Genomic DNA, 23,233 nt, shown 5'->3' on the forward strand with positions numbered 1-23,233 from the left:
GTCCGGCCCGGCGTGGGGTCGGGTCGAGAACCAGACCCCGCGCCGGGCGCGCGGCGACGCGCGGACGCACCACGGGCCTCCCGGCCCGATCTGCACGGCACCACGACCTCGAAGGAGAGGACCATGCCGACCCGACCACCCACCCAGCTCGCCCGACGAGGGTTCCTCGCGCTCGCCGGCATCTCGATGGCCGGCGCACTCGCCGCCTGCGCCGGCCAGGGCACCGCTGCCCACGGCGGCACGAAGCACATCCGCCTGTCGACTTGGAACATCCCGACCGACATCACGAGCTACCAGACGATCGCCGACGAGTTCGTCGCGGCGCACCCCGGCACCAGCGTCGCCGTCGAGGTCACCACCGGACAGTTCCACCAGTGGTTCATCACCCGGCTCGCCGCCGACCTCGCGCCCGACGTCATCCGGATCACGCCGCAGCAGATCGGCAGGTACGCCGCGAACGGCAGCCTCGTCGACATCTCGGGCTCGATCCCGAAGGACTACCAGCAGGACTACAGCACGCCGTTCTGGGCGATCGGCGCCCGGGATGACGGCGTGTACGGCGTCTTCCAGCACACCGACAACTTCATCACCTACTACAACCGCGAGGTCATGGAGCGGATCGGCGTCACCCCACCGGAGACCCTCGCGGACGCGTGGACGTGGGACGAGTTCCTCGACGTCGCGAAGGAGGTCAAGCAGGTCACCGGCAAGTACGCGTTCGGGTACGGCTGGTCCGCGCCCGAGACCGCGTACCGGTGGCTGCCGTTCGTGTACCAGAACGGAGGCGCGTTCCTCGGTGAGGACGGCGCGACCCCCTCGATGGACACCCCCGAGGCCATCGACGCCCTGGCGTTCGGCCGGAAGTGGTACGCCGACGGCCTCGCCACCACCGGCAACCTCTCGAAGAGCGGCGGCGGGGACGTCTCGCGCAACCTGTTCCTGACCGGGCAGATCGGCATGATGCTGAACAACCCCGAGTCGATCGTGCAGCTCGACACCGACATGCGGGACAACTGGGGCACGGCGCCGATGATCCGGAACGAGGGTGAAGCGAGTGACCTGGGCGGCAACGCCCTGGCCGTCACGAAGTCGAGCAAGCACCCGGAGCTCGCGGCCGAACTCGTGGCGATGATCACCTCTCGGCCGAAGATGCAGCAGTTCTGCCACGACGGCAACTGGCTGCCGGCCCGCGAGTCCCTCGACGCGGCGGACATCGGGTACGCCGCGAACTCGGACACCATGCAGCGGTTCATCGACCAGGGGTCCACCATCCCGCTGTCGATGGTGAAGGCCGAGAGCGGGCAGTACTTCTCGTCGCTCAACGCGGTGTTCGCCGACTACCTCGACCTGTGCCTGCTCGGCCAGCTCAGCCCGAAGGAGGCCTCGAGCCAGATGATGGAGGCGATGCGCAGTGTCACTGCGAACTGAGACCGCGCCGGTCCGCACGACCGCGTCGACCGCACCACCCACCGGAGGGCTCCCCGCGGGCACCGCCGCCCGTCGACGCCGAGGCCGCTTCGTCCCCTGGGTGTTCGTCGGCCCCGCCGCGCTGCTGTTCCTCGGCTTCTCACTCATCCCGATCGTGACCGCGATCGCCCTGAGCTTCCAGGACTCGAGCACCTCGCTCGGCGACGGCACCTGGGTCGGCGGGAAGAACTTCGTCGACATGGGCTCCGACCCGCTCATCGGGACGGCGCTCCGGAACACCCTCGTCTTCACGATCGGGACCGTCCCGACCGCGATGGCGATCGGCCTCGCGCTGGCGGTTGCCCTGAACCGACCGTTGCCCGGGCGTTCGGTGTTCCGTGCGCTCTTCTTCGTGCCGATGGTCGCCGCCGGCGTCGTCGTCGGCGTCATCATGTCGTGGATCTTCAACGGGGACTACGGCGTCGTGAACAACCTGCTCGAAGCGCTCGGACTCGGCCGCGTGCCGTGGCTGACCGCACCGGGATGGGCGATGGCGACCCTGATCATCGTCGTCGTGTGGACCCGGATCGGGTTCTGCATGGTGATCTACCTCGGCGCGTTGCAGTCCGTGCCCGCCGAGCTGAAGGAGGCCGCCGCGATCGACGGCGCCTCACGGTGGGTGCGCTTCCGGACGATCACCTGGCCGCTCCTCCGCCCGACGACGTCGATCCTGCTCATCCTCAACGTGGTGTTCTCCCTGCAGGCGTTCGACGTCATCTACGTGATGACCGGCGGCGGCCCCGGGTTCTCCACCACAGTGCTCATCCAGTACGTGTTCCGATCCGCGTTCATCGACGCGCGGATGGGGTACGCCGCGGCGCTCGGGCTGGTGCTCGTCGCGATCCTGCTCGTGTTCACGCTGCTCCGGCAGCGCGCCAGCCGCAAGGCGGAGGAGATGCTCTGATGGCCGTACTCACGACGTCGGGACCGCAACCGGTCCGCGCTCGCCGACCGCGCCCGGGCCGATGGGTGCTCGTCGCCGGACTCACCGCGCTGGCGATCCTCATGGTGTTCCCGCTGTACTGGATGGTCGTCTCGGCGCTCACTCCCGGCGGCCAGTCGCAGAGCGGGACGTTCTCACTATTCCCGACCCGGCCGACGTTCGAGAACTACACGCAGGTGTTCAGCACGCAGCCGGTCTGGCGGTGGCTGGGGAACTCCGCGCTCATCACCAGCGTCGGCACCGCGCTGAGCGTCGTCGTGTCGCTGATGGCGGGGTACGCCCTGGCGAAGTTCCGGTTCGTCGGACGGGGACTGCTCTACTCGGCATTCCTCGTCACCATCATGATCCCGATCCAGGTCACCCTCGTGCCGAGCTTCCTGGTCGTCGCGAAGATCGGCCTCGTCGACTCCCCCTGGGCGGTCATCCTCCCGACGGTGTTCGACGTCGTCGGGATCTTCATCGCCCGGCAGTTCATGCTCGGGGTTCCCGACGCCCTGATGGAGGCCGCACGGCTCGACGGTGCCGGCGAGTTCCAGACCTTCTTCCGGGTCGTGCTGCCGACCTGCGGTCCCCTCGTCGGGGTGCTCGTGATCCTCGGGTTCATGACCCGGTGGAACGACTTCCTCTGGCCGCTCGTCGTGCTGCAGGGCAACGAGAACCTCACCGTGCCGGTCGCCCTGTCGACGCTGACGAACAACCCCGCGTTCAGTTCGCCGTGGGGTGCGGTGATGGCGATCGCCACAGTCACGGTGCTGCCGCTGCTCGTGGTGTTCCTGGCGTTCCAGCGGCAGTTCGTGCAGGGGATCGCTTCGACGGGGATCAAGTAGCCCGCGCTGCGGCTCGGAGTGCGGCTCGGAGTGCGGGTCACGGCGGCGGAGGCTGCCTGCACTCCGAGTGCGACCCTCGCCGGCTGCTCCGGTACCGGCTGGTGCAGCCCGTCGGAACCCGGTCCGTCGGACCTGGGCCGCACTCTCATCACCGCCATCACCCCGACCGCGCGGCAGGCGGAGCAGGTCGTCGCAGCGTTCGAACCGATACGAGCAGAGGGCAGGGAGCAGAAGGTCGCCGCGTGGTGGCCCGACGGCAACGGGACGAGAGTGTCCGGCGTCGTCGGGGCCGGCCGGTGAGTGTCGGCTGGACGTGGCGCGCTGAGGAAGACTGGCTCTACCACCTCGAGCGGCACAACCAACGGAGCTTCGTCCGCTGCTGACTCACCTGCTGGGCGCCGACGCTATTCGTCCTCCGGACGTCGGCGCTTCCGCAGTACCGGGAGGCACGCGACCCACGCGACCGAAGCAATTGCAGCGCCCATGATCATCGACGGGATGTCCATGCAACGAACGTACAGATGACTCCGCTGAGACTCCCGTTCGGCCCGTCTGACACTTGTCGTCCCCTCCCACGGCTCGGTCATCTCGGAGGAGGCCCCACACGTCGGACCGCTCGGGGTGGAGAGCCTCGCACGGGCTCTGCCGAGGGATCGTCGGGAACGACGAAAGCCCCCGACCGGACCTGGTGGTCCTGCCGGGGGCTTCGTGGTGGTGGGCGATACTGGGATCGAACCAGTGACCTCTTCCGTGTCAGGGAAGCGCGCTACCGCTGCGCCAATCGCCCAGAGCATCCCTGCGTGGACCGGGGCCCGTGCAGAGTGTTGAGGTGGGGACGGGATTCGAACCCGCGTGGACGGCTTTGCAGGCCGCTGCCTAGCCTCTCGGCCACCCCACCATCGAGGTTCACGTCTCCGTGAGTACCCGAACGGTGGGATACCCTCTGGTGAGTCGTGGAACTCCGAGGAGACCCACACTCGAGCGGATGACGAGATTCGAACTCGCGACCCTCACCTTGGCAAGGTGATGCGCTACCACTGCGCCACATCCGCATTTGTCTGACCCGCTGTTCCGGCGACGACGTAAACTCTATACGAACGCGGGCGCTTCCACCAAAATCGTTCCCGTTCACCGGGCGTGTCCCCCGTGTTCATGCGGATCGAGGCCCTCCGGCGACGTGCGGAAACGGGACCGGACGGCGCCGCCACACCCGGGCGACACGTCGTGTTCAGCGGACCGCCCCACATCCGCTACTATCGACTGGCACGCAAGTGCGAGGGGCGATTGGCGCAGTTGGTAGCGCGCTTCGTTCACACCGAAGAGGTCATCAGTTCGAGTCTGGTATCGCCCACGAGCCCATCCAGGGCCAGCAGAACACCGAGAAGAGCCCGACGCAACCGCGTCGGGCTCTTCTCATCTCACGGTGTCGACGCCATCTCGCGGTGCAGGCGTCATCTCACGATGCAGCCGCGACTCACGATCCAGAACAGACCAGGACGACCGGACGAAGGGGCACATGACCGACGTCGACCTCGAGTTCGCCAGGGTCCGAGCGGTCCTCGACCGTCCGACCCTGCGGCTGATGTCCCGCCCGACCAGCGCCGCCGTCCTCGCGGTGTTCCGCACGGTGTTCGACCGCGACGTGCAGTACGTCCCCGCGGACCGCATGCACCTGCAGGTCGAGGAGCACGTCGCCCGACTGCAGGCCACGGGCGCGCGCGTGCCCGCGAGCGAACAGCACGAGCACACCGGCCGCGCGCTCTGCCGCGAGTGGGTGGCCGCCCAGTGGCTCGTCCGCTCCAACTCCCCCGACGGCGACGAGCAGTACTCCCTGACGAGCCACGCCCTCGAGGCACTCTCCCTGATGGACGCACTGTCCTCCGACCGGGCACTCATCAGCGAGAGCCGCCTGGCGATGATCGTCGACGCCGTGCACCGGTGGGCGGCCCGTGCCGAACCGGACCCGGACGTGCAGATCCGCCGGATCGACGCGCAGATCGCCGAGCTCCGGGCCGAGCGGGAGCGCCTCGAGCAGGGCGACGTCGCGACGGTGGACGACGCCCGGATGCGTGACGGGTACACGAACATCTCCGACCTCATCCGTCAGCTGCCGAGCGACTTCAAGCGCGTCGAGGAGGCGGTGGCGACGATGCACCGGTCGATCGTCGAGGACTTCCGACAAGAGGTGCGCCCGATCGGTGAGATCCTCGACGACTACCTGGCCCGGACCGACGCCCTGATGGAGGCGACGCCCGAGGGCCGAGCGTTCGAGGGTGCGTTCGAGCTCCTCCGCGACGACGCCCTGCTGCTGCGGCTCCGGGACGACATCGCGACGATCCTGTCCCATCCGTTCGCCGACTCCCTCGGTGCGGCGGAGCGTCGGGCGTTCCGCAACACGGTGAGCATCCTCCGCCAGGGCATCGAGGACGTCCTCGCCCAGCGTCGGCAGCTCACGGCGACGCTCCGCGACCAGATCGTGGCGCACGACGTCGTCCGCGATCGCGAGCTGGACGCGGTGATCCGGTCGATCAACCGCGGGCTCGCGACGTGGATGGACCAGGGGTCGGCCCGGGACCGCCTGCCGATCGGGCTCCTGCCCGAGACGGCCGAGGTCGGCACCCTGCGCGAGCGCTTCTACGACCCGGACAACGAGTCCGTGCCGCCGCCGATCGAGGAGCCCGACGACGACGTCTTCGACGACCTCGACGTCGAGACGCTCCGGCGCCACGGCGGCCCGCTCCTCACCGAGCTGCGCGCGGCCCTCCGCTTCGCCGAGGCCGACTCCAGCGACGCCGCGTTCCACGGGCTCCCGCCGGAGCAGCGCCGCCCGGTCGAGCTGTTCGGCCTGGCGCACCTGCTGACCGGCCACCAGGACTTCGAGGCCGCCGCGCACGTCGCGGAGCACCGCACGGTCCGGCCCGACGGCAGCCCGGTCACCTTCCGGATGCCGACCGCGGCGCTCACCCCGGGTACCCCAGCGGACCGGCAAGACGCCGCTGGCGCACCGGACACGACACCCACGACAGACGACCAGGACGGACAGGAGGCACGGTGAGCGACACGACGCCGGCACCGGTGGACGAGACGGTCCCCTTCGAGGACCCCACGACCGTCCTGCAGGACGAGGAACGCGACGAGACGAGCTTCGCCCTCTTCGAGGGCGACGAGGGCCGGCTCGACGACCGCCAGCGCCGCGCGCTCGTGGCGCTCCTCCGGAACTCGTACGTGAGCGCCCGCACGCACGCCGACGAGTGGCGGGCCGTGCTGGACGCGGAGTACCAGCTCCGCTCCCGGCTGAACGACCTGTTCCTCGAGCTCCACGTCGACCGCGACCGCGAGGTGGCCTGGAAGCGTCAGGCCCGCTCGGAGAGCCAGCGCCGCGGCTTCCCGACCCTCCTCCGCGACGTGCCGTACACGCGTGAGGAGACCATCGTCCTGGTCTACCTGCGGATGCGCCTGCGGGCGGACACCCGGCCGGGCCCGGACCAGGTCGTCGTCGACCGCTCCGAGATCCTCGGACACGTCGCCGGGTTCCGTCCGGCGACGGCGACCGACCGGACGCGCGACGAGGGCCGGGTCGCGAAGGCGATCGAGCGCCTCGTGACCGCGCGGATCCTGCTGAAGACCACCGACCCGGACCGCTTCCGCGTCGCGAGCGTGGTCGAGGTCCTGCTCCCGCTGGAGCGCCTGCTGGAACTCGACACGTGGCTCCGGAACGCGGCCGCCCAGGGCGGCGAGCCGACCAACGGGGACGACCCGCGCCTCCCGGCCGACGACGCCGACCCTGAGACCAACGACACCGACCAGACCGACACCGACGAGACCGACACCGACGAGGACGGAGCGAGCGCATGACGGACACGCAGACCGACGCCTTCGGGATGGCCGCGCTGTTCGACACGGTCGCGCAGTGGCGCGCCGAGTCGATGCAGGTCGTGAACTGGGGTGGCTTCCACGGCCACCGCCAGGTGGAGCTCTCCGGCACCGCGACCCTCATCTCCGGTGCGTCCGGCACCGGCAAGTCGACGCTCATGGACGCGTACCTCGCCGTGATGATGCCGTCCGACGTGCCGTTCAACGGCGCCTCGAACGACGCCACCACCGGGCGGGCGCGGAGCGCCGACCAGCGCAACCTGCTGACCTACCTGCGCGGCAAGGTGGACACCCGTCGCGACCCGGAGTCCGGCGCGCTGCGCGACGTGAACCTCCGTGGCGACGACCAGACGACCTGGGGTGCGGTCGCGGTCACGTTCCGGAACGACGACGAACGCCGGTTCACGGTGCTCCGCGCGTACCTCGTGCCGAAGCGGGCACGTGGTGTCGGCGACATCCAGATGACCATGGCGACGGTGGACGACACGTTCGACCTGCGCCGGCTCGAGGAGTTCGTGCCGAGCCGGTTCCACCACCTCGAGCTGACCGGACGAGTGCCGGGGCTCGTCATCCGCGACACCTACCAGGAGCTCGCGTACACGCTGCAGACCAGGCTGGGCATCGGTGACTCCGGCGGCGGCAACCGGGCGATGCGCCTGCTCGCCCGCATCCAGGCCGGTCAGCACCTGCCGACGGTGGACGCGCTCTACAAGTCGCTCGTGCTCGAGACACCGGGCACGTACGAGGCCGCCGACCGCGCGCTCGCGCACTTCTCGGCGCTCGACGAGGCGTACGAGGCGATGGACACCGAGGAGCGGAAGGTCAGCATCCTCTCCCCCATCGTCGAGCTGCACGCCGAGATCGAACGGTCCCGGGCGGCGGCCGAGGCGCTGGACGGCATCGCCACCGGTGCCGAGGTGTCCCCGTTCGCGCACTGGACCGCCTCGCGGAAGCGTGCGCTGCTCGACGCCGAGGTGGACCGCAACGGTCGGGAGCGCACCGCGTCCCGAGCCGAGGTGGCCGCGGCCGAGGCCCGGCACGCGGCCGTCGAGATCGAACTCCGCGACGCCGAGGCCCGGCTCCGCGACCAGGGCGGCAACGCGCTCGCGCAGCTCGAGGACCGCATCGAGCGCCGCAGCCGCGAGCGCGACGCGGTCGTCCGGACGCGGACCACGTTCGACGAGCGGACCGCCGTCCTCGGCACACCCGTCGCGAGCGAGGCCGAATTCACCGCGGCGCAGCGCGTCTCGCACGAGTTCCTCGGCACCTACGCCGTGCAGCGCGCCTCGCTCGACGAACGACGCGACGCCCTGACCCGCGAGGAGTACCCGCTCCTCGACCGCGAACGCTCCCTCCGCCAGGAACGGCAGTCGCTCGAGCACCGGCAGGGCGCGATGCCGCTGCCGATGCACGAGGCCCGGCTCCAGATGGCCCGGGCGGCCGGCATCGACCCGTCGGAGCTGCCCTTCGTCGCCGAACTCCTCGACGTCCTGCCCGGCGAGGAGCGCTGGCGGACCGCGATCGAGTCCGTCCTGGCGCCCGTCGCCCGCACGCTCCTGGTCGACCAGGACCGCCTCGCCTCCTTCAGCGAGGCCATCGACGCGCTCCGGCTGCCGGTCCGCATCCAGTTCGAGGGCGTGCCGACCGGTCCGCACATCGACCTCGACGGCGACCCGTCGATGGTGTCCGGCAAGCTCGCGATCAAGTCGTCGCCGTTCAGCACCTGGGTCCGCGAGCGGATCGAGTCCGACCGCACGGACGCCCGCTGCGTGTCGGACGCCTCGGAGCTCGGCGGTGGCGGTCGTCGCGTCACCGAGTCCGGGCAGCTCCGCGACGGCCGACGCGGCGCGCACGGCGACCGCCGGCAGGCGAACGTCATCGGCTTCACGAACGAGGCCCGGGTGGCCTCGGTCGAGCAGGAGCTCGCGTCCATCGCCGAGGACCTCACCACGCTCGAGGCCCGCCGCACCGACGTCGCACAGGACATCGCGGCCCTCGACACGCTCCGGGCCGCGCACCAGCACGTGGTCGACGTCACGTGGGAGGCCATCGACGTCGAGGGACTCGAGTCCTCCCTCGCCCGGCTCGACGCGGAACGCCACGCGCTGCTCGCCGCGGACGACGGCCTCCGCACGCTGCGCGAATCGGTCGCACGGCTCCGCAAGTCCCTCGACGAGGCCGCCGACCGACGTGCCGGCGCCCGTCTGTCCGTCACCCGCCTCGAGGAGCGCCACGCCGTGCTCGTCGACGGGCAGGACGCCGCCGCCGAGATCCTCGAGCGCTTCGAGGAGGCACCGGACAGCGTCCCCGACGAGCGCCAGGAGCAGCTGCTGGCCGAGACGTTCGAGGAGATCGGCGCGCCCGACGGTGTGGACGGCTTCGACGACGCCACCCGCCGCCTGCGACGCCGCCTCGAGGAACGCCTGTCCCAGGCCCTCGACGGCGCCGCGTCGGCCGGGAACGCGCTGACCCTGACGTTCCAGCGGTACCAGGACGCCTGGCCGGACCCGAACCTCGGCACCGGCGTCGCCTCGTACCCGGACTACCACGCGATCCTCGACCAGATCGTCGCCACCGGGCTGCACGCCCGGCGCACCGAGTGGCGTCGTCGCCTGTCCCAGTGGAGCGGCGAGGACCTCGTCCCGCTCGCCGGGGCCTTCGACCGGGCCGTCGTCGAGATCGAGGAGCGCCTCGAACCCGTCAACGAGATCCTCCGCGAGCTGCCCTTCGGCGCGAACGGGGACCGTCTCAAGATCCAGATCCGCCGGGTCACCCGCGAGGACGTGTCCCAGTTCCGCCGCGAGCTCCGGGCACTGTCCGCCTCGACCTCGACCGAACTCACCGACGACGTGCTCGAGACGCGGTTCCGCCGGCTCCGTCGTTTCATGGCCGTCATCCGCCCGGACACCGACAGCCCGCGCGGCCGCACCACGCAGCGCGACGCCGTGCTCGACGTGCGACGGCACATGGAGATCACCGCGGTCCGGTACGACACCGACGGCAACGACCTCGGCGTGTACTCGTCCCTCGGCGACAAGTCCGGCGGCGAGACGCAGGAGCTCGTCGCGTTCATCGTCGGCGCCGCCCTGCGGTACCAGCTCGGTGACGAGACCCGTCCTCGGCCCCGGTTCGCTCCGGTGTTCCTCGACGAGGCGTTCATCAAGGCGGACTCCGAGTTCGCCGGTCGCGCGGTCACCGCGTGGCTGCGGCTCGGGTTCCAGCTGGTGGTGAGCGCGCCGCTCGACAAGGTCACGGCGCTCGAGCCGTCGATGGAGCGCCTGCTGTCGATGCGGAAGCACCCGGAGACCGGGCACTCGTCGATCACCGAGATCGCGCGGGTCTGACGCCGGGCTCCGCTCGCCCGAGCGGGCGGTATTCGTCACGTTCGCCGTCGCTCGGCGGCGCGTCCCGCCCCCTCGCCGGCATGCGCACGGCGCGTCCTGCCCGCTCGGCCCGGCCCGGCCCGGCCACCCGGCCCCGGCACCCACGGCACTGGAGGCGCGGTGCCAGCCGGCCACGCGCCTCCAGTCCGTCGGTCTCCCCGCACCAACCCGTCACCCGAGCGTGCCGCTTTCGTCACCTTCGCCGTCGCTCGGCGGCGCGTCCTGCCCGCTCGCCGACATGCGCGCGGCGCGTCCCGCCCGCTCGGCCCAGCCGCAGGCAGGCAGGCAGGCAGGCAGGCGCCAGGTACACGCCGAGCACGCGCCAGGCGCGCGCAAGGCCGCGCACGCTACGGTGAGGGCGTGTTCGGACGCCGCCGCTCCCCCAGCCCCCAGCCCGACGACCGCCCCGGCCTCGGCATCGGAGCCCTCGTGCAGGTGGTCGACACCGAGCGCGGCGGGGAACGGTGGGCGGGCGAGCCGATCGGCGTCATCGTGGCGCCGGGCGGCAACCAGCTCGTCGGGTACCCCGGCGTCGGCGAGCCGCTGTCGTGGACCGTCGCGTTCGAGGACCCCGTGTACACAGAGGACGGCCGCGGCCCCTTCGAGCGCGCGACCGTCCTGAGTCGTCAGTTGGTGCCGGTCGACCCGGCAGCGTGAGTCGGCGCGCACCGAGCGGTGCGGCCGGCCCGGGGCCTAATACTCTTCCGAGCCGCTCTTCATCATGGCGGCGACGGCCATACAGAGCCCCACGCCGCCGAGCACGCCGATGCCGATGATGACGCCTGCGATGAGTTCGAGCATTGTGACTCCTTGGTTCCGGGGCCGGTGTGGCTGCACTCAGGTTAGCGGATGCCGCGCATGAGCTTCAGCACCGGCTTGACGAGCAGGAGCAGGACGACGCCGACCGCCACGGCGACGAGTCCGAGGATCGCGAAGTACGGGGCCTCGTTCGCGGGGTCGTAGTAGCGCGAGAGCACGCCGGTCACCGCGGTGCCGAGCGACACCGACAGGAAGAACAGCGCGACCATCTGCGTCTGGAACTTCGGCGGCGCGAGCTTCGTGGCGACGGACTGGCCCACCGGCGAGAGCAGCAGCTCCGCCAGGGTGAAGACGAGCAGGATCCCGACGAGGGCGAGGAGCGGCGTGCCGTTCTGGCCGCTGTTCACGAACGGTAGGAAGAGCAGGAACGCGATGCCCATGATGCCGGTGCCGAGGGCGAACTTGGTCGGCGTGGAGGGCTGGCGCGGGCCGAGCTTCGTCCACATCGCCGCGAACACGCCGGACAGCACGATGATGAACACCGGGTTGATCGACTGCACCCACGAGACCGGCATCTCCCAGCCGAAGAGGGACCGGTCGAGGCGCTCGTCCGAGTACACGGTCACGACGGTGAACTGCTGCTGGTAGAGCGACCAGAACACCGCGCTGCCGATGAACAGCGGGATGAAGGCGAGCACACGCGACCGCTCTTCAGGGGTGATCCCGCTCGTCAGGATCACCACGAAGTAGCTGATCGTCGCGAGGACGACGATCGAGACGACCACCGTGGGCAGGTTGCTGACGTTCAGGAGCCTGGTCAGGACCGCGACGACGATGACGACGAGCGCGACCACGACGAGCACGCCGATGAGCGGCAGGCGGCGACGGTCGACCGGGTTGGTGACGTGCCGCACCGACTCCGGCAGCTTGCGGCGGCGGATGGCGTACTGCACGAGGCCCGCGGCCATGCCGACCGCGGCGAGGCCGAAGCCGTAGTGGAACCCGAGCTCGCTCTGCAGCAGGCCGGTCAGGAGCGGACCGAAGAACGCGCCCAGGTTGACGCCGAGGTAGTACAGCGAGAACCCGGCGTCGCGGCGCGGGTCGTCTCGGCTGTAGAGGCCGCCGACGATGGTGGTCGCCGTCGCCTTGAGGCCACCGGAGCCGAGCGCGATGAGCACCAGGCCGACACCGACGCCCGCGACGCCCGGGATGAGCGCGAGGGCGATGTGCCCGAGCATCACGACCACCGCGCTGCCGAACAGGGTGCGGTCGGCGCCGATGAGCCGGTCGGCGATCCACGCGCCGATGATGGTGAACAGGTACACGGCACCGCCGTAGGCGCCCATGATCCCGCTGGCGATGCCCTTGTCGATCCCCAGGCCGCCCTGCGAGAGCGTGTAGTACATGTAGATGAGGACGATGCCCTGCATCCCGTAGAACGAGAACCGCTCCCAGAGCTCGACCGCGAACGGGGTGGACAGCTCGAACGGCTGCCCGAAGAATGTGCGTTTGCGTTCTGGTGCGGTGGTGCCTGACATGCCCGACAGTCTGCCCCTCGGCGCAGAACCGTGCCCAATCGGCGAGATCTCCTCATGAAGTCGCGATGCGCGCCTTTGGAGGGTTCCCACGACCGCGTGGCAGACGACGGCACGCCGCGTTGTGCGGGCCGGACGGCGTTCATGCGGCTCGCGGGTGGGGTGCATAGCGTGTGTTCTGCAACACCGGACAGAGCAGTTCAGGAGGGCTCCGACCATGGTCGACACCGCACCCGTCCCCAGCACCCACACGCCGAGTACCCGCACGCCCAAGGCCGACGCCTCGGGTGACCCCGCCGCGGGCACGCCGACGGGCAGCACGGACACCGACGTCCGCATCGACGTCGACCTGCTCGCCGAGCTGCTGCTCGGCCGCTGGGCCGAGGACCGCCGCATCTCCCGCCGGCTGTCGCTGGACCCGGCGATGCACAAGATCGAGGGGCTCCCCGTCCCCGAGCACCGTGCGCGGACCCTCGACCAGCTGCGCCTCCTCGTCGAGGCCGGGGCGATCCAGCGCCCGTACCCCACCGAGTTCGGCGGTCGGGACAACCACGGCGGCAACCTCGCCGCGTTCGAGGAGCTCGTCACGGCGGACCCGTCGATGCAGATCAAGGCCGGCGTGCAGTGGGGGCTCTTCGGCTCCGCCGTGCACCACCTCGGCACCGAGCGGAACCACCGCGAGTTCCTGCCCGGCATCATCTCCTTCGACGTCCCCGGCTGCTTCGCGATGACGGAGACCGGCCACGGTTCCGACGTGCAGAGCATCGCGACCACGGCGACCTACGACCCCGCCAAACAGGAGTTCGTCGTCCACACGCCCTTCCGCGGCGCGTGGAAGGACTACATCGGCAACGCCGCCCTGCACGGCAAGGCGGCGGTCGTGTTCGCGAAGCTCGTCACCGCGGGCGTCGACCACGGCGTGCACGCCTTCTACGTCCCCCTCCGCGACGACGAGGGCGCCTTCCTGCCCGGCGTCGGCGGCGAGGACGACGGCGTCAAGGGCGGCCTGAACGGCATCGACAACGGCCGGCTGCACTTCGACCACGTCCGGATCCCGCGCACGAACCTCCTGAACCGGTACGGCGACGTCGCCGAGGACGGCACGTACTCCTCGCCGATCGCGTCGCCCGGCCGCCGGTTCTTCACCATGCTCGGCACGCTCGTGCAGGGCCGGGTGTCGCTCGACGGCGCCGCCGTGGTCGCGCAGAAGATCGGACTGCAGATCGCACTGACCTACGCCGCGCAGCGCCGCCAGTTCCCCACCGGGGACGGCACCGAGGGCGTCCTGCTCGACTACGGCCGCCACCAGCGCCGTCTGATCCCCCGGCTGGCGACCGTGTTCGCGCAGTCGTTCGCGCACGAGAAGCTCCTCCGCACCTTCGACGACGTGTTCAGCGGGCGTGAGGACACCCCGGAGCGCCGCGAGGACCTCGAGACCCAGGCCGCCGCGTTCAAGTCGCTGTCGACGTGGGCTGCGCTCGACACGCTGCAGGAGGCCCGCGAGGCCTGCGGCGGCGCCGGTTTCCTCGCCGAGAACCGGCTGACCGGCCTCCGCGCCGACCTCGACGTCTACGTCACGTTCGAGGGCGACAACACCGTGCTGCTCCAGCTCGTCGGGAAGCGCCTGCTCACCGACTTCCGCGCCAAGGCACCGAAGGACGCGGCATCGACCGCGAAGTTCGTCGCGGCCCAGGCTGCCACGAAGCTCGCCGACGCCACCGGCATCCGCCGCATCGGGCAGACCGTCGCCGACCGCGGCTCGCTCGCGGCCTCGGTGACGGACCTGCAGGACGCCCGGACCCAGCGCGACCTGCTCGCCGGCCGCGTCGAGACGATGGTGACCGAGATCGGCATGCGCCTGGCGTCGGCCGGCAAGGACCGCGCGCGCGGTGCACGCCTGCTGAACCGCTCGCAGCACGAGCTCATCGAGGCGGCGAAGGCCCACGCCGAACTCATGCAGTGGGACGCCTTCACCGAGGCCATCGAGGAGGTCCCCGAGGGCGACACCCGACGCGTGCTCGTCTGGCTGCGGGACCTCTTCGCGCTGGGGCTCCTCGAGCAGCACCTCGACTGGTACCTCATGCACGGGCGCCTCACCGCGCAGCGTGCCCGGGCCGTCTCGGCGTACATCGACCGCCTCGTCGCGCGGGTCCGGCCGATCATCCCGCAGCTGCTCGACTCGTTCGGGTACGAGCCGGGCCACGTCCGCGCGCCGATCGCCCTCGGCGCCGAGCAGGCACGTCAGGACGAGGCCCGCGCGTGGTTCGCCGCCGAGGCCGCCGCCGGCCGTCTGCCCGAGCAGGAGAAGAAGCCCCGACCGTGATCAACCCCGCAGGGTTGATTCTTGGTGAATCAACCCTGTAGGGTTGATTTCGGGAGGAATCATGTTCGCAGTGACCGTCGACCAGATCGACAGTCGGAACGACCACGACCGAGTCGACGCGGCAATCCGTACGCTCGAGCAGGCCGTCGGCGACCGAGCCGTGCTCGCCCCCGAACGGACAGCCGGCGACGAGTTCCAGTTGCTGCTGGACGACGCCGACGCTGCCCTCGATGTCGTCCTCGACCTGACGCGCGAGGGCGAGTGGAGCGTCGGGGTCGGCGTCGGGGACGTCGACAGTCCGCTGCCGTCTTCCACACGCGCGGCTCGCGGTTCCGCCTTCTTCCGCGCCCGCGACGCAGTGGAGCGTGCGAAGCACCTCCCGGAACACTTCGCTCTGGACGTGGCACCGGGTCGCCGTCTGCAGACCGGAGACGTCGAGCCGCTGATCGCCCAGGCGATCCGCGCGAGGGCACGCCGTTCACCCGAAGGATGGGAGCTCGCAGACCTCCTCCGCGCAGGACACTCGCGGGTGGACGCCGCGAACCTGCTCGGGATCTCGCCCCAGGCGGTCGCGAAGCGGTACCTCTCGGCGGACCTCCGAGCAGAGGACGCACTCCGCGCGGCCCTCGCGCGACTCCTCGCCGAAGCGGATCTCCCCCGGTGATCCCCTCGTCCGCTCTCTGGATCGTCGGGTCGTTGGTGCTCCTGTCCGCATCCGGCCTGAGCCTCGCACCACGCGTGCCCGCGATCGTGCGTGCGATCACCGCAGCGAGCCTGGTCGGCGCGCTGGTGGTCCTCCAGGCTCTCGAGCTCGTGCCGAGCGCTCCGGACCTCGCACTCCGCACCCTCGGCGTGGTGGCCGTGGGATGCGTGGCCGTCGTCGGCGGGAGTGCCGTCACGAGTGCCGTCCTCGGACTCGCGATGCGCGACGGCGTCGTGGGCGGACAGCACGGCGGGATCCTCATCGCGAGTGCGGACGATCCGATCCCGCGCCGCGACCGCCCAGAGGTGCTCCGGGGCGGAACAGCGATCGGGTACCTGGAACGCTTCGCGATCGTCGGGGCCGCACTCGTCGGACACCTCGAGATCGTCGCGGCCGTCGTGGCGATCAAGGGGCTCGGTCGGTTCACCGAGCTCGACACCGCCGCCGCGCGGGAGCGGTTCATCGTGGGCACGCTCACGAGCAGCTGCTGGGCCGGACTCTGCTCAGCTGGAGCGCTCGCACTGGTGTAGAGGCGGACTCAGTCCCCTCGGCCAGCCCCACTGTCGGTCGACCCAGCGCCGAGCTCCCCGAGCGCCTGCCGCAGCCGCGCCTCGGCGCTCGCCGCCTCGGCCGCGTCCGACGCGGACCCGGCGGCAGCAGCGGCCTCGGCGTTCGCCTCGGTGACCGCCCGCACGACCTCTTCACGCTGGATCTTCACCCCGCGGGGTGCGTCGATGCCGATGCGGACGCCGTCGCCGCGACTGTCGAGCACCGTGATGACGATGTCGTCACCGACGAGGATCCGCTCGCCGACCTTTCGCGTGAGTACCAGCACCCGTTCAGCCTAGCGACAGGACGGGCACCCCCAGCAGGTGGACCGACTCCGGCGTGGCGGTCTCCCCCGCGCCGATCGCGACGACCCCCGCCACGCGGGTCCGTCCGGCCACGGCCGACAGCATCGCCGCGGAGTCCGACGGCTTCCGTCCGACGTCGACGACCACCCACACCTGGTCCGGTGCGAGCCCCTCGACCGTCGCGGCGTCGTCCCACGCGGCGACGCCGAGCAGCGCCCGCCCGTCGCGGACGCCCTCGGCACGGGCCAGGATCCCGCTCCGCCGGTCGGCGGCGTCGGTCGCGCGGAGCGCGTACCGGGTCGCGAAGATGCCCGCGGCCGCGTCGACGTCGTTCGGTCGGCCGACCAGCAGCACCAGGTCGCCGTCGGCGGACCGCACGGCGGGCGTGGCGGGCCGGACGGGCGGCGCACTGGTCCGGGCCACGCTGGGAGCGTCGGCTGCGTCGAGGAGCAGCCCCGCGCCTCCCGGCAGCTCGGTGACGGCCTGGAGGCGCGCCCCGCCCTGCTCGGGTGCGCCCGCGTCCGCCGGTGCGCCGGTCGGGCGCGGGGCGCGCCCCGTGATCCCGTCGGCGACGAAGCCGTCGAGGACGGACGCGAAGGCGTCGGCGCGGGTGGTCGACGTGCCGTCGCCGCCGGCGATGCGCGCCTCGGCCGCCTCGGCGTCGGCGAGGAGCGCGGCGATCCCGACGCGCTTGACGACGCCGTCGGCGATGGCGACCCGGGCGGTGGGGACCTCGTCGGGTGCGGGGACCTCGACGGTCGCCTCAACGTGCGCCTTCCGGAACAGGCCGCCGATGCCGGGCGTGGTGACGCGTTCGGCGGCGACGATCCTGGCGCCCGCGCCGAACTCGGCCCGGACGGCGTCCCGGACCTCGTCGAGCGTCGCGCCGTTACGCTGCAATCGGGTCGGCGGCACGGACCACTCCCACGGTCTCGATGGTGGACCCCGCGGCGGTGGCCTCCTGGTAGGAGAGCACGGGCAGGCCGTTCGACTGGGCCGAGACCATGCGGTGCACGGCCGGGCGCAGCTGCGGTGCGCAGACGAGGACGGCGGAGATGCCCTGGTCCTCGACCGAGCGGACGGCGTCCCGGAGCGAGCCGAGCACCTGCTCGATGCGGTGCGCGTCGAGGACGATCTGGCTGCCCTGTTCGGACGGCCGCAGCCCCTCGAGCATCGACTGTTCGAGCAGCGGGTCGATCATGATGACCCGGAGGGTGCCGGCGTCGAGGTACCGGGCGGGCAGTGCGGGACCGAGCGACGCACGGGCGGCCTCGACGAGCCCCTCGGGGTCGGTGGAGACCTTCGCGCGGAGGGTGAGGGCCTCGCAGATCCGGCCGAGGTCGTTGATCGGCACGCGCTCGGCGAGGAGCCCCTGCAGGACGCGCTGCACCTCGGCGAGGGAGAGCATCCCGGGCACGAGCTCCTCGACGGCGGCGGGGTTGACCTGCTTGACGCCCTCGGTGAGGACCTTGACGTCCTCGCGGGTGAGCAGGCGCGCCGCGTTGTCGCCGATGATCGCCTGCAGGTGTGTGACGAGCACGGACACGCGGTCGATCACGGTCGCGCCGGTCATCTCGGCGGCGTGCCGGAGCTCGGCGGGCACCCACTTGCCGGCCAGACCGAAGACCGGCTCGACGGTGGTGTCCCCGGGCAGCCCCTCCAGGTGGTCGCCGAGGGCCAGGACGCTGCGGGACGGCGCGGTGCCCCGGCCGGCCTCGACCCCGGCGATCCGGATGGCGTAGGTCGCCGGGGGCAGCTCGATGCTGTCCCGGGTGCGGACCGGCGGCACGACGATGCCCATGTCCATCGCGATCTTGCGGCGGAGGGCGCGGACGCGGCCGAGCAGGTCGTCGCTCGAGCCGGACACCATGTCGACGAGGTCCGGGGCGAGGAGGATCTCGAGGGCGTGCACGCGCATCTGCTCGATGAGGTCCTCGGGGGTGTCCGCGCTCGGTGCGGCGGCCTGCAGTGCCTGCTGCTCAGCGGCGGTCCGTTCGGCGCGTGCCGCGTTCTGGCCGATGCGCCACCCGGTGAAGAGCAGCGTCCCGCCGACGAGCAGGAACGGCAGGATCGGCATGCCGGGGATGAAGCCCATCGCGATCGCGGCGACACCGGCGATCATCAGCGCGTTGCGGGACTGGCCGAGCTGGTTCGCGGCGGACGAACCCATCTCGCTCTCGGCGCCCGACCGGGTGACGATCATGCCGGTGGACACCGCCATCAGGAGCGCCGGGATCTGGGTGACGAGGCCGTCGCCGATCGTCAGGATGCCGTACTTCGACAGGGCGTCGGTGACGGAGAGCCCGTTCTGGAGCATCCCGATCGCGATGCCGCCGATGAGGTTGATGACGATGATGAGGATGCCGGCGATCGCGTCGCCCTTGACGAACTTCGACGCGCCGTCCATCGCGCCGTAGAAGTCGGCCTCGGCGGACACGGACGCGCGGCGTTCCTTCGCCTGCTCGTCGGTGATGAGCCCCGCGTTGAGGTCGGCGTCGATCGCCATCTGCTTGCCGGGCATCGCGTCGAGGGTGAACCGGGCACCGACCTCGGCGACCCGCTCGGCGCCCTTCGTCACGACGACGAACTGGATGACGATGAGGATGAGGAAGATGACCGCGCCGATGATGATCGACCCGGAGACCGCGACGTGCCCGAACGCCTGGATGACGTCGCCGGCGAAGCCCTCGCCGAGCACCAGCCGGGTCGAGGCGACGTTGAGGCCGAGCCGGAACAGCGTCGCGACGAGCAGCAGCGACGGGAACACCGAGAAGTCGAGCGGCTTCTTCACGAACAGCGTCGTGAGGAGGATCACCAGCGCCAACAGGATGTTGCAGATGATCAGGAAGTCGAGCAGGAACGACGGCACCGGCAGGATCAGCAGCAGGATGATGCCGACGATGAAGATCGGGACGGCGAGCTTCGGCAGGTCCTTGCGGTTCATGCGGGGACTCCCTCGGTGGCGGGCTGGTCGGGTCGTGGGGTGCGGAGCCTCCGCGGACGGAGGTCCCCGCTGAGCGTCGCCGGGTCGATGACGGCAGCGACCTCGTCGGGCGTGGTGGGCCGTGGCGCCGCGTGCGTGCCGGCCGCCGCCCCGCGGGCCTTGAGCGCCATCACGAACGACAGCACCCGCGCGACCGGCGTGTAGAGGTCGACGGGGACCTCCTGCCCGAGCTCGCACGCGGCGTGCAGGGCACGGGTCAGCGGGACGTCGCGGACGATCGGCACCCGTTCCTGCTCGGCTCGGTCGCGGATCATCGTGGCGACCGGGCCGGCGCCCTTCGCGACGACCTTCGGCGCCGACTTCCCCGGCTCGTACTTGAGCGCGACGGCGTAGTGCGTCGGGTTCGTCATGACGACGTCGGCCGTACCGATGGCCTGCACCATCCGGTTCCGGCTCATCGCGAGCTGCCGGGAGCGGCGCTGGGACTTCACGAGCGGGTCGCCCTCGCTGTGCTTGTTCTCGTCCTTGACCTCGCGCTTGGTCATCATCGTGCGTTTCCGGTTCCGCCGGATCACCACGAAGACGTCAAGCGCGGCGAGGACGATGCCGGCGGCGATCGCGGCGCGCATCAGGGTGCCGGTCCCGGCGGCTGCGGCGTCGAGCACGGCGGACAGCGGCAGCGAGCCGCTCGTCATGAGCACGGGCACGAGCGCCTGGACCGCGAACCAGAGCACGAGCCCGACGACGGCGGTCTTGAGGAGGGCCTTCAGGCCGTTCCACATCGCCTGGCTGCCGAAGACGCGCTTGAGCCCCGCGACCGGGTCGAAGTGGTCCGGCTGCGGCGCCATCTTCCGGAAGTGCACGCCGCCCTGCGCCACCGCGGCGGCGACCACCGCGACGAGGACCACGCCGAGCATCGGCCCGAGGGTCGCCCCGATCGAGCCGAGCGCGTCGTGGAACACCGCGTTCATCGTGCCGATGGTCGGGTCGCCGATGACGCGCTGCACGGCGCGGAGCTGGTCGGACCCGGCGGCGGCGGCGTTGCCGATCGCCGCGGGCATCATCACCGCGGCCGCGGCGATGCCGATCCACGCGCCGAGGTCCTGCGACCGCCCGATCTGGCCCTTCTGGTGGACCTCGCGCATCCGCTTCTGTGTGGCCTGTTCGGACCGTTCCCCGCTGTCGGACACTCAGATCACCCCTGTCCCGTGATCGCGGCGACGGCGTCGCCGGTGAGGGACGACACGACGGAGGGCAGGGCCATGAACAGCGCGCCGGCGAAGACGACGGTCAGCCCGATCTTGATCGGGAAGCCCATCTGGAAGGCGTTGAGCGCGGGAGCGACGCGGGTGAGGAGCCCGAGTCCGACGTCGGCGAGGAACAGCACGACGACGAGCGGTCCGGCGATCTGCAGCGTCGCGAGGAACATCTGCGACAGCGCGGTCACCATGAGGGACGCCATCCCGCTCAGCTCGAACGTGCCGGTGAGGGGCACGGCGTCGAACGAGCGCACGAGTCCGCCGACGATGAGCTGGTAGCCGCCGGAGGCGAACAGGAGCGCGAGCGCCGCCATCTGGAACAGGCGGGTGAACTGGGCGCCGTTCACCTGGGACTGCGGGTCGAAGGCCTGCGCGAGCGTGAACCCGCCGAACAGGTCGATGAGCGCGCCGGCGGACTGCACGGCGGCGAAGACCAGGAACACGAGGAACCCGAGGGCGAGCCCGACGACGAGCTGGGTGAGGAGCGCGAGGAGGAACGGGCCGGTGTCGAGCGAGTGGTACCCCTCGGCGACCCGGGGTGCGACACCGATCGCCAGCCCGATGCCGAGGATCACCTTCACGGTGCCGGGGAACGCCCGGTACGAGAACGGCGGCGCGATGACGAAGAACGCCACGAGCCGGACGCCGGCGAGCATCGTCGCCTCGAGGCGGTCGCCGTTGATCACGAGTTCCACGGGGCTACGTCCCGAGCAGCTTCGGGATCATGTCGAAGGCGACGTGGGTGAACGACACCATCTCCGAGATCATCCAGTTGCCGCAGACGACCAGGGCGATCGCCACCGCGACGGCCTTCGGCACGAAGGAGAGCGTGACCTCCTGGATCTGCGTGACCGACTGGAACAGCGAGATCGCGAAGCCCACGACGAGCGACGTCACGAGCACGGGCGCGGCGAGCTTCCCCGCGACGAGGAGCGCCTGGAGCGTGAGGTCGATGACGGCCTGCTGGTTCATGCCTGCCCCCTAGACAACGTGGTAGCTCTCGATGAGCGACTTGATGATGAGTCCCCAGCCGTCGACGAGGACGAACAGCAGGATCTTGAAGGGCAGCGAGATCATGACCGGCGGGAGCATCATCATGCCCATCGACATGAGCGCCGCCGAGACGACGAGGTCGATGACGAGGAACGGGATGAAGATGACGAACCCGATGATGAACGCGCTGCGGAGCTCGGAGATCACGAACGCCGGGATCACCGTGGTCATCGGCACGTCGGCCATCGACTCCGGGTTGTCCTGACCCGCCGCCCGGGTGATGAGGGCGACGTCTTCCTCGCGCGTCTGGTGCAGCATGAAGGTCCGGAGCGGCTTCGTGCCGATCTCGACGGCCTGGGTGAAGTCGATGTGCCCCGCCAGGTACGGCTGCAGGGCGTCGTCGTTGATGTGCCCGAGGACCGGCGCCATCACGAACAGCGACAGGAACAGCGCGAGGCCGGCGAGCACCTGGTTCGGCGGGATGGACTGCAGCGCGAGGGCGTTCCGCGTCATCGCGAGCACCACGAAGATCTTCGTGAACGACGTCATCATGAGCATCAGCGCCGGCGCGACGCTGAGGAGCGTGATGCCGATGAGCGTCACGACGGCCGACGACGGCGTGCCGTCCGGGCCGTTCACGCTGACGCTGAAGTCGCCGGTCGAGGGGGCGGTCGGTGTCGCGGGGGCGGTCGGCTGGACGACGCCGACGGCGTGTGCACCCGTGGCGGTGAGCATGAGGAACCCGGCGACGACGGCCAGCCCCAGCAGGACGAGGGCGACGACCCGGCCGGACAGCGCCAGCCGGTGCGCCCGCGCCGCGGTCACCCGGCCCGCCGGTTCCGGAGCGCTGCGGCGGCCTGCCGCCAGGTCTCGCCGGACAGGATCGATCCCTGCAGCTGCGCCGAGGTGGGGATCGCGGTCCGCCGCGCGCGGTTGCGCGGACGCATCGGCAGCGGCTCGGCCTGGCCGACGGACGGCGCGGGCTCGGCCTGGAGGCGCGGTGCGGCCCCGGTCTGCTGCTCGAGTTCCTGACGGAACTGCTCCGCCGACGGGGTCGGACGCACGGGCAGCGTGACGGGTCCCGTCACGATGGTGAGTTCGGGGGCGGGCGCCTGCCCGCTGGTGAGCAGGGACACGCCGTGTTCGGAGACCCCGAGGACGAGCCGCTCCCCCTCGACGTCCACGACGACGACGCTCGCCTTGCCGCCGATGCCCTGGCGGGCGACGACCTCGACCGAGGCCGAGCGACGGCCTCGGCCCTTGCCCGCGCCGAACGGGCCCTTCGCCATGCGTCGGTGCAGCACCCACATGAGGGCGAGCACGACGCCGAGCGAGAGCGCGACGCGGAGGGCGATGACGAGCGTGTCCAC

The 23,233-nt window shown here is 71.1% G+C and carries 19 protein-coding genes and 4 tRNA genes; 11 read left to right on the top strand and 12 right to left on the bottom strand.

From position 1 onward, the window contains the following. Positions 1-123: 123 nt before the first annotated feature. The 3 genes from BLT36_RS15810 to BLT36_RS15820 are packed head-to-tail and all read left to right on the top strand — an operon-like array spanning position 124 to position 3,237. Positions 124-1,428: an ABC transporter substrate-binding protein gene (locus tag BLT36_RS15810; RefSeq protein ID WP_254787698.1), complete on the top strand. Its 1,305-nt coding sequence runs from the start codon at positions 124-126 to the stop codon at positions 1,426-1,428. After that, the gene (locus tag BLT36_RS15815; RefSeq protein ID WP_092096640.1) at positions 1,412-2,371 is read left to right on the top strand and encodes a carbohydrate ABC transporter permease; all 960 of its coding nucleotides are present in this window, start codon (positions 1,412-1,414) and stop codon (positions 2,369-2,371) included. The genes BLT36_RS15810 and BLT36_RS15815 overlap by 17 nt, the downstream gene beginning before the upstream one ends. After that, on the top strand, positions 2,371-3,237 hold the full coding sequence (locus tag BLT36_RS15820; protein WP_254787699.1) for a carbohydrate ABC transporter permease: 867 nt from the start codon (positions 2,371-2,373) through the stop codon (positions 3,235-3,237). The genes BLT36_RS15815 and BLT36_RS15820 overlap by 1 nt, the downstream gene beginning before the upstream one ends. Positions 3,238-3,949: 712 nt before the next feature. Here BLT36_RS15820 and BLT36_RS15830 read toward each other — a convergent pair. The 3 genes from BLT36_RS15830 to BLT36_RS15840 form a co-directional block, all read right to left on the bottom strand. After that, positions 3,950-4,024: transfer RNA gene (locus tag BLT36_RS15830), tRNA-Val, on the bottom strand. 40 nt (positions 4,025-4,064) lie between these two features. Then, positions 4,065-4,135: transfer RNA gene (locus tag BLT36_RS15835), tRNA-Cys, on the bottom strand. 82 nt (positions 4,136-4,217) lie between these two features. Next, a tRNA-Gly gene (locus BLT36_RS15840) sits at positions 4,218-4,289 on the bottom strand. A 226-nt stretch (positions 4,290-4,515) separates the two neighbouring features. Between BLT36_RS15840 and BLT36_RS15845 the strand changes: the two genes are divergently transcribed. From BLT36_RS15845 to BLT36_RS15865, 5 genes are all read left to right on the top strand, one after another. Next, positions 4,516-4,588 (top strand) — tRNA-Val (locus BLT36_RS15845). A gap of 165 nt (positions 4,589-4,753) precedes the next feature. Next, the gene (locus BLT36_RS15850) at positions 4,754-6,292 is read left to right on the top strand and encodes a DUF3375 family protein (RefSeq protein ID WP_092096643.1); all 1,539 of its coding nucleotides are present in this window, start codon (positions 4,754-4,756) and stop codon (positions 6,290-6,292) included. Further along, a complete protein-coding gene (locus BLT36_RS15855) occupies positions 6,289-7,092 on the top strand; it encodes a DUF4194 domain-containing protein (RefSeq protein WP_217638324.1) in 804 nt (267 codons plus the stop codon). Before BLT36_RS15850 ends, BLT36_RS15855 begins: the two co-directional genes overlap by 4 nt. Beyond that, complete coding sequence (locus tag BLT36_RS15860) at positions 7,089-10,454, top strand: ATP-binding protein (RefSeq protein ID WP_092096645.1); 3,366 nt, start codon at positions 7,089-7,091, stop codon at positions 10,452-10,454. Before BLT36_RS15855 ends, BLT36_RS15860 begins: the two co-directional genes overlap by 4 nt. Before the next feature lie 399 nt (positions 10,455-10,853). Then, positions 10,854-11,150, top strand: coding sequence for a hypothetical protein (locus BLT36_RS15865; protein ID WP_092096646.1), 297 nt, complete (start codon positions 10,854-10,856; stop codon positions 11,148-11,150). A 185-nt stretch (positions 11,151-11,335) separates the two neighbouring features. Here the strand turns inward: BLT36_RS15865 and BLT36_RS15870 are convergent, their stop codons facing one another. Further along, on the bottom strand, positions 11,336-12,790 hold the full coding sequence (locus BLT36_RS15870) for a peptide MFS transporter (protein ID WP_092096648.1): 1,455 nt from the start codon (positions 12,788-12,790) through the stop codon (positions 11,336-11,338). Positions 12,791-13,004: 214 nt separating this feature from the next. Here BLT36_RS15870 and BLT36_RS15875 point away from each other — a divergent pair, with 214 nt between their 5' ends. The 3 genes from BLT36_RS15875 to BLT36_RS15885 all read left to right on the top strand — a co-directional run bounded on the left by BLT36_RS15875 (position 13,005) and on the right by BLT36_RS15885 (position 16,343). Continuing rightward, complete coding sequence (locus BLT36_RS15875) at positions 13,005-15,110, top strand: acyl-CoA dehydrogenase family protein (RefSeq protein WP_092096649.1); 2,106 nt, start codon at positions 13,005-13,007, stop codon at positions 15,108-15,110. Positions 15,111-15,180: 70 nt separating this feature from the next. Then, a complete protein-coding gene (locus BLT36_RS15880) occupies positions 15,181-15,774 on the top strand; it encodes a DNA-binding protein (protein ID WP_175529687.1) in 594 nt (197 codons plus the stop codon). 74 nt (positions 15,775-15,848) lie between these two features. Further along, complete coding sequence (locus tag BLT36_RS15885; protein WP_254787700.1) at positions 15,849-16,343, top strand: hypothetical protein; 495 nt, start codon at positions 15,849-15,851, stop codon at positions 16,341-16,343. 8 nt (positions 16,344-16,351) lie between these two features. Here the strand turns inward: BLT36_RS15885 and csrA are convergent, their stop codons facing one another. Genes csrA through BLT36_RS15925 form a run of 8 tightly spaced genes read right to left on the bottom strand, consistent with a single transcriptional unit; the run spans position 16,352 to position 23,233 of the window. Continuing rightward, entirely contained in the window at positions 16,352-16,648 is a 297-nt protein-coding gene (gene csrA, locus BLT36_RS19065; protein WP_254787701.1) for a carbon storage regulator CsrA, read from the bottom strand. A 4-nt stretch (positions 16,649-16,652) separates the two neighbouring features. Continuing rightward, the gene (locus tag BLT36_RS15895; protein WP_139166491.1) at positions 16,653-17,582 is read right to left on the bottom strand and encodes a hypothetical protein; all 930 of its coding nucleotides are present in this window, start codon (positions 17,580-17,582) and stop codon (positions 16,653-16,655) included. Continuing rightward, positions 17,557-19,611 (bottom strand): flagellar biosynthesis protein FlhA, encoded by a 2,055-nt coding sequence (locus BLT36_RS15900; RefSeq protein WP_092096655.1) that lies wholly within the window; start codon positions 19,609-19,611, stop codon positions 17,557-17,559. Before BLT36_RS15900 ends, BLT36_RS15895 begins: the two co-directional genes overlap by 26 nt. Next, on the bottom strand, positions 19,608-20,801 hold the full coding sequence (locus BLT36_RS15905) for an EscU/YscU/HrcU family type III secretion system export apparatus switch protein (protein ID WP_092096657.1): 1,194 nt from the start codon (positions 20,799-20,801) through the stop codon (positions 19,608-19,610). Before BLT36_RS15905 ends, BLT36_RS15900 begins: the two co-directional genes overlap by 4 nt. A 5-nt stretch (positions 20,802-20,806) precedes the next feature. Continuing rightward, positions 20,807-21,565, bottom strand: a complete 759-nt coding sequence (locus BLT36_RS15910) for a flagellar biosynthetic protein FliR (RefSeq protein ID WP_254787703.1) — start codon at positions 21,563-21,565, stop codon at positions 20,807-20,809. A gap of 4 nt (positions 21,566-21,569) precedes the next feature. Continuing rightward, positions 21,570-21,842 carry a flagellar biosynthesis protein FliQ gene (gene fliQ, locus BLT36_RS15915; RefSeq protein WP_092096658.1) on the bottom strand — a complete coding sequence of 91 codons (273 nt, stop codon included), beginning with the start codon at positions 21,840-21,842 and terminating at the stop codon, positions 21,570-21,572. A 9-nt stretch (positions 21,843-21,851) separates the two neighbouring features. Then, positions 21,852-22,688, bottom strand: a complete 837-nt coding sequence (fliP, locus tag BLT36_RS15920) for a flagellar type III secretion system pore protein FliP (RefSeq protein ID WP_092096660.1) — start codon at positions 22,686-22,688, stop codon at positions 21,852-21,854. Beyond that, a complete protein-coding gene (locus tag BLT36_RS15925; RefSeq protein WP_092096661.1) occupies positions 22,685-23,233 on the bottom strand; it encodes a FliO/MopB family protein in 549 nt (182 codons plus the stop codon). The genes fliP and BLT36_RS15925 overlap by 4 nt, the downstream gene beginning before the upstream one ends.

It is taken from the genome of Curtobacterium sp. UNCCL20 (genome assembly GCF_900101675.1).
Classification (GTDB): Bacteria; Actinomycetota; Actinomycetes; order Actinomycetales; family Microbacteriaceae; genus Curtobacterium.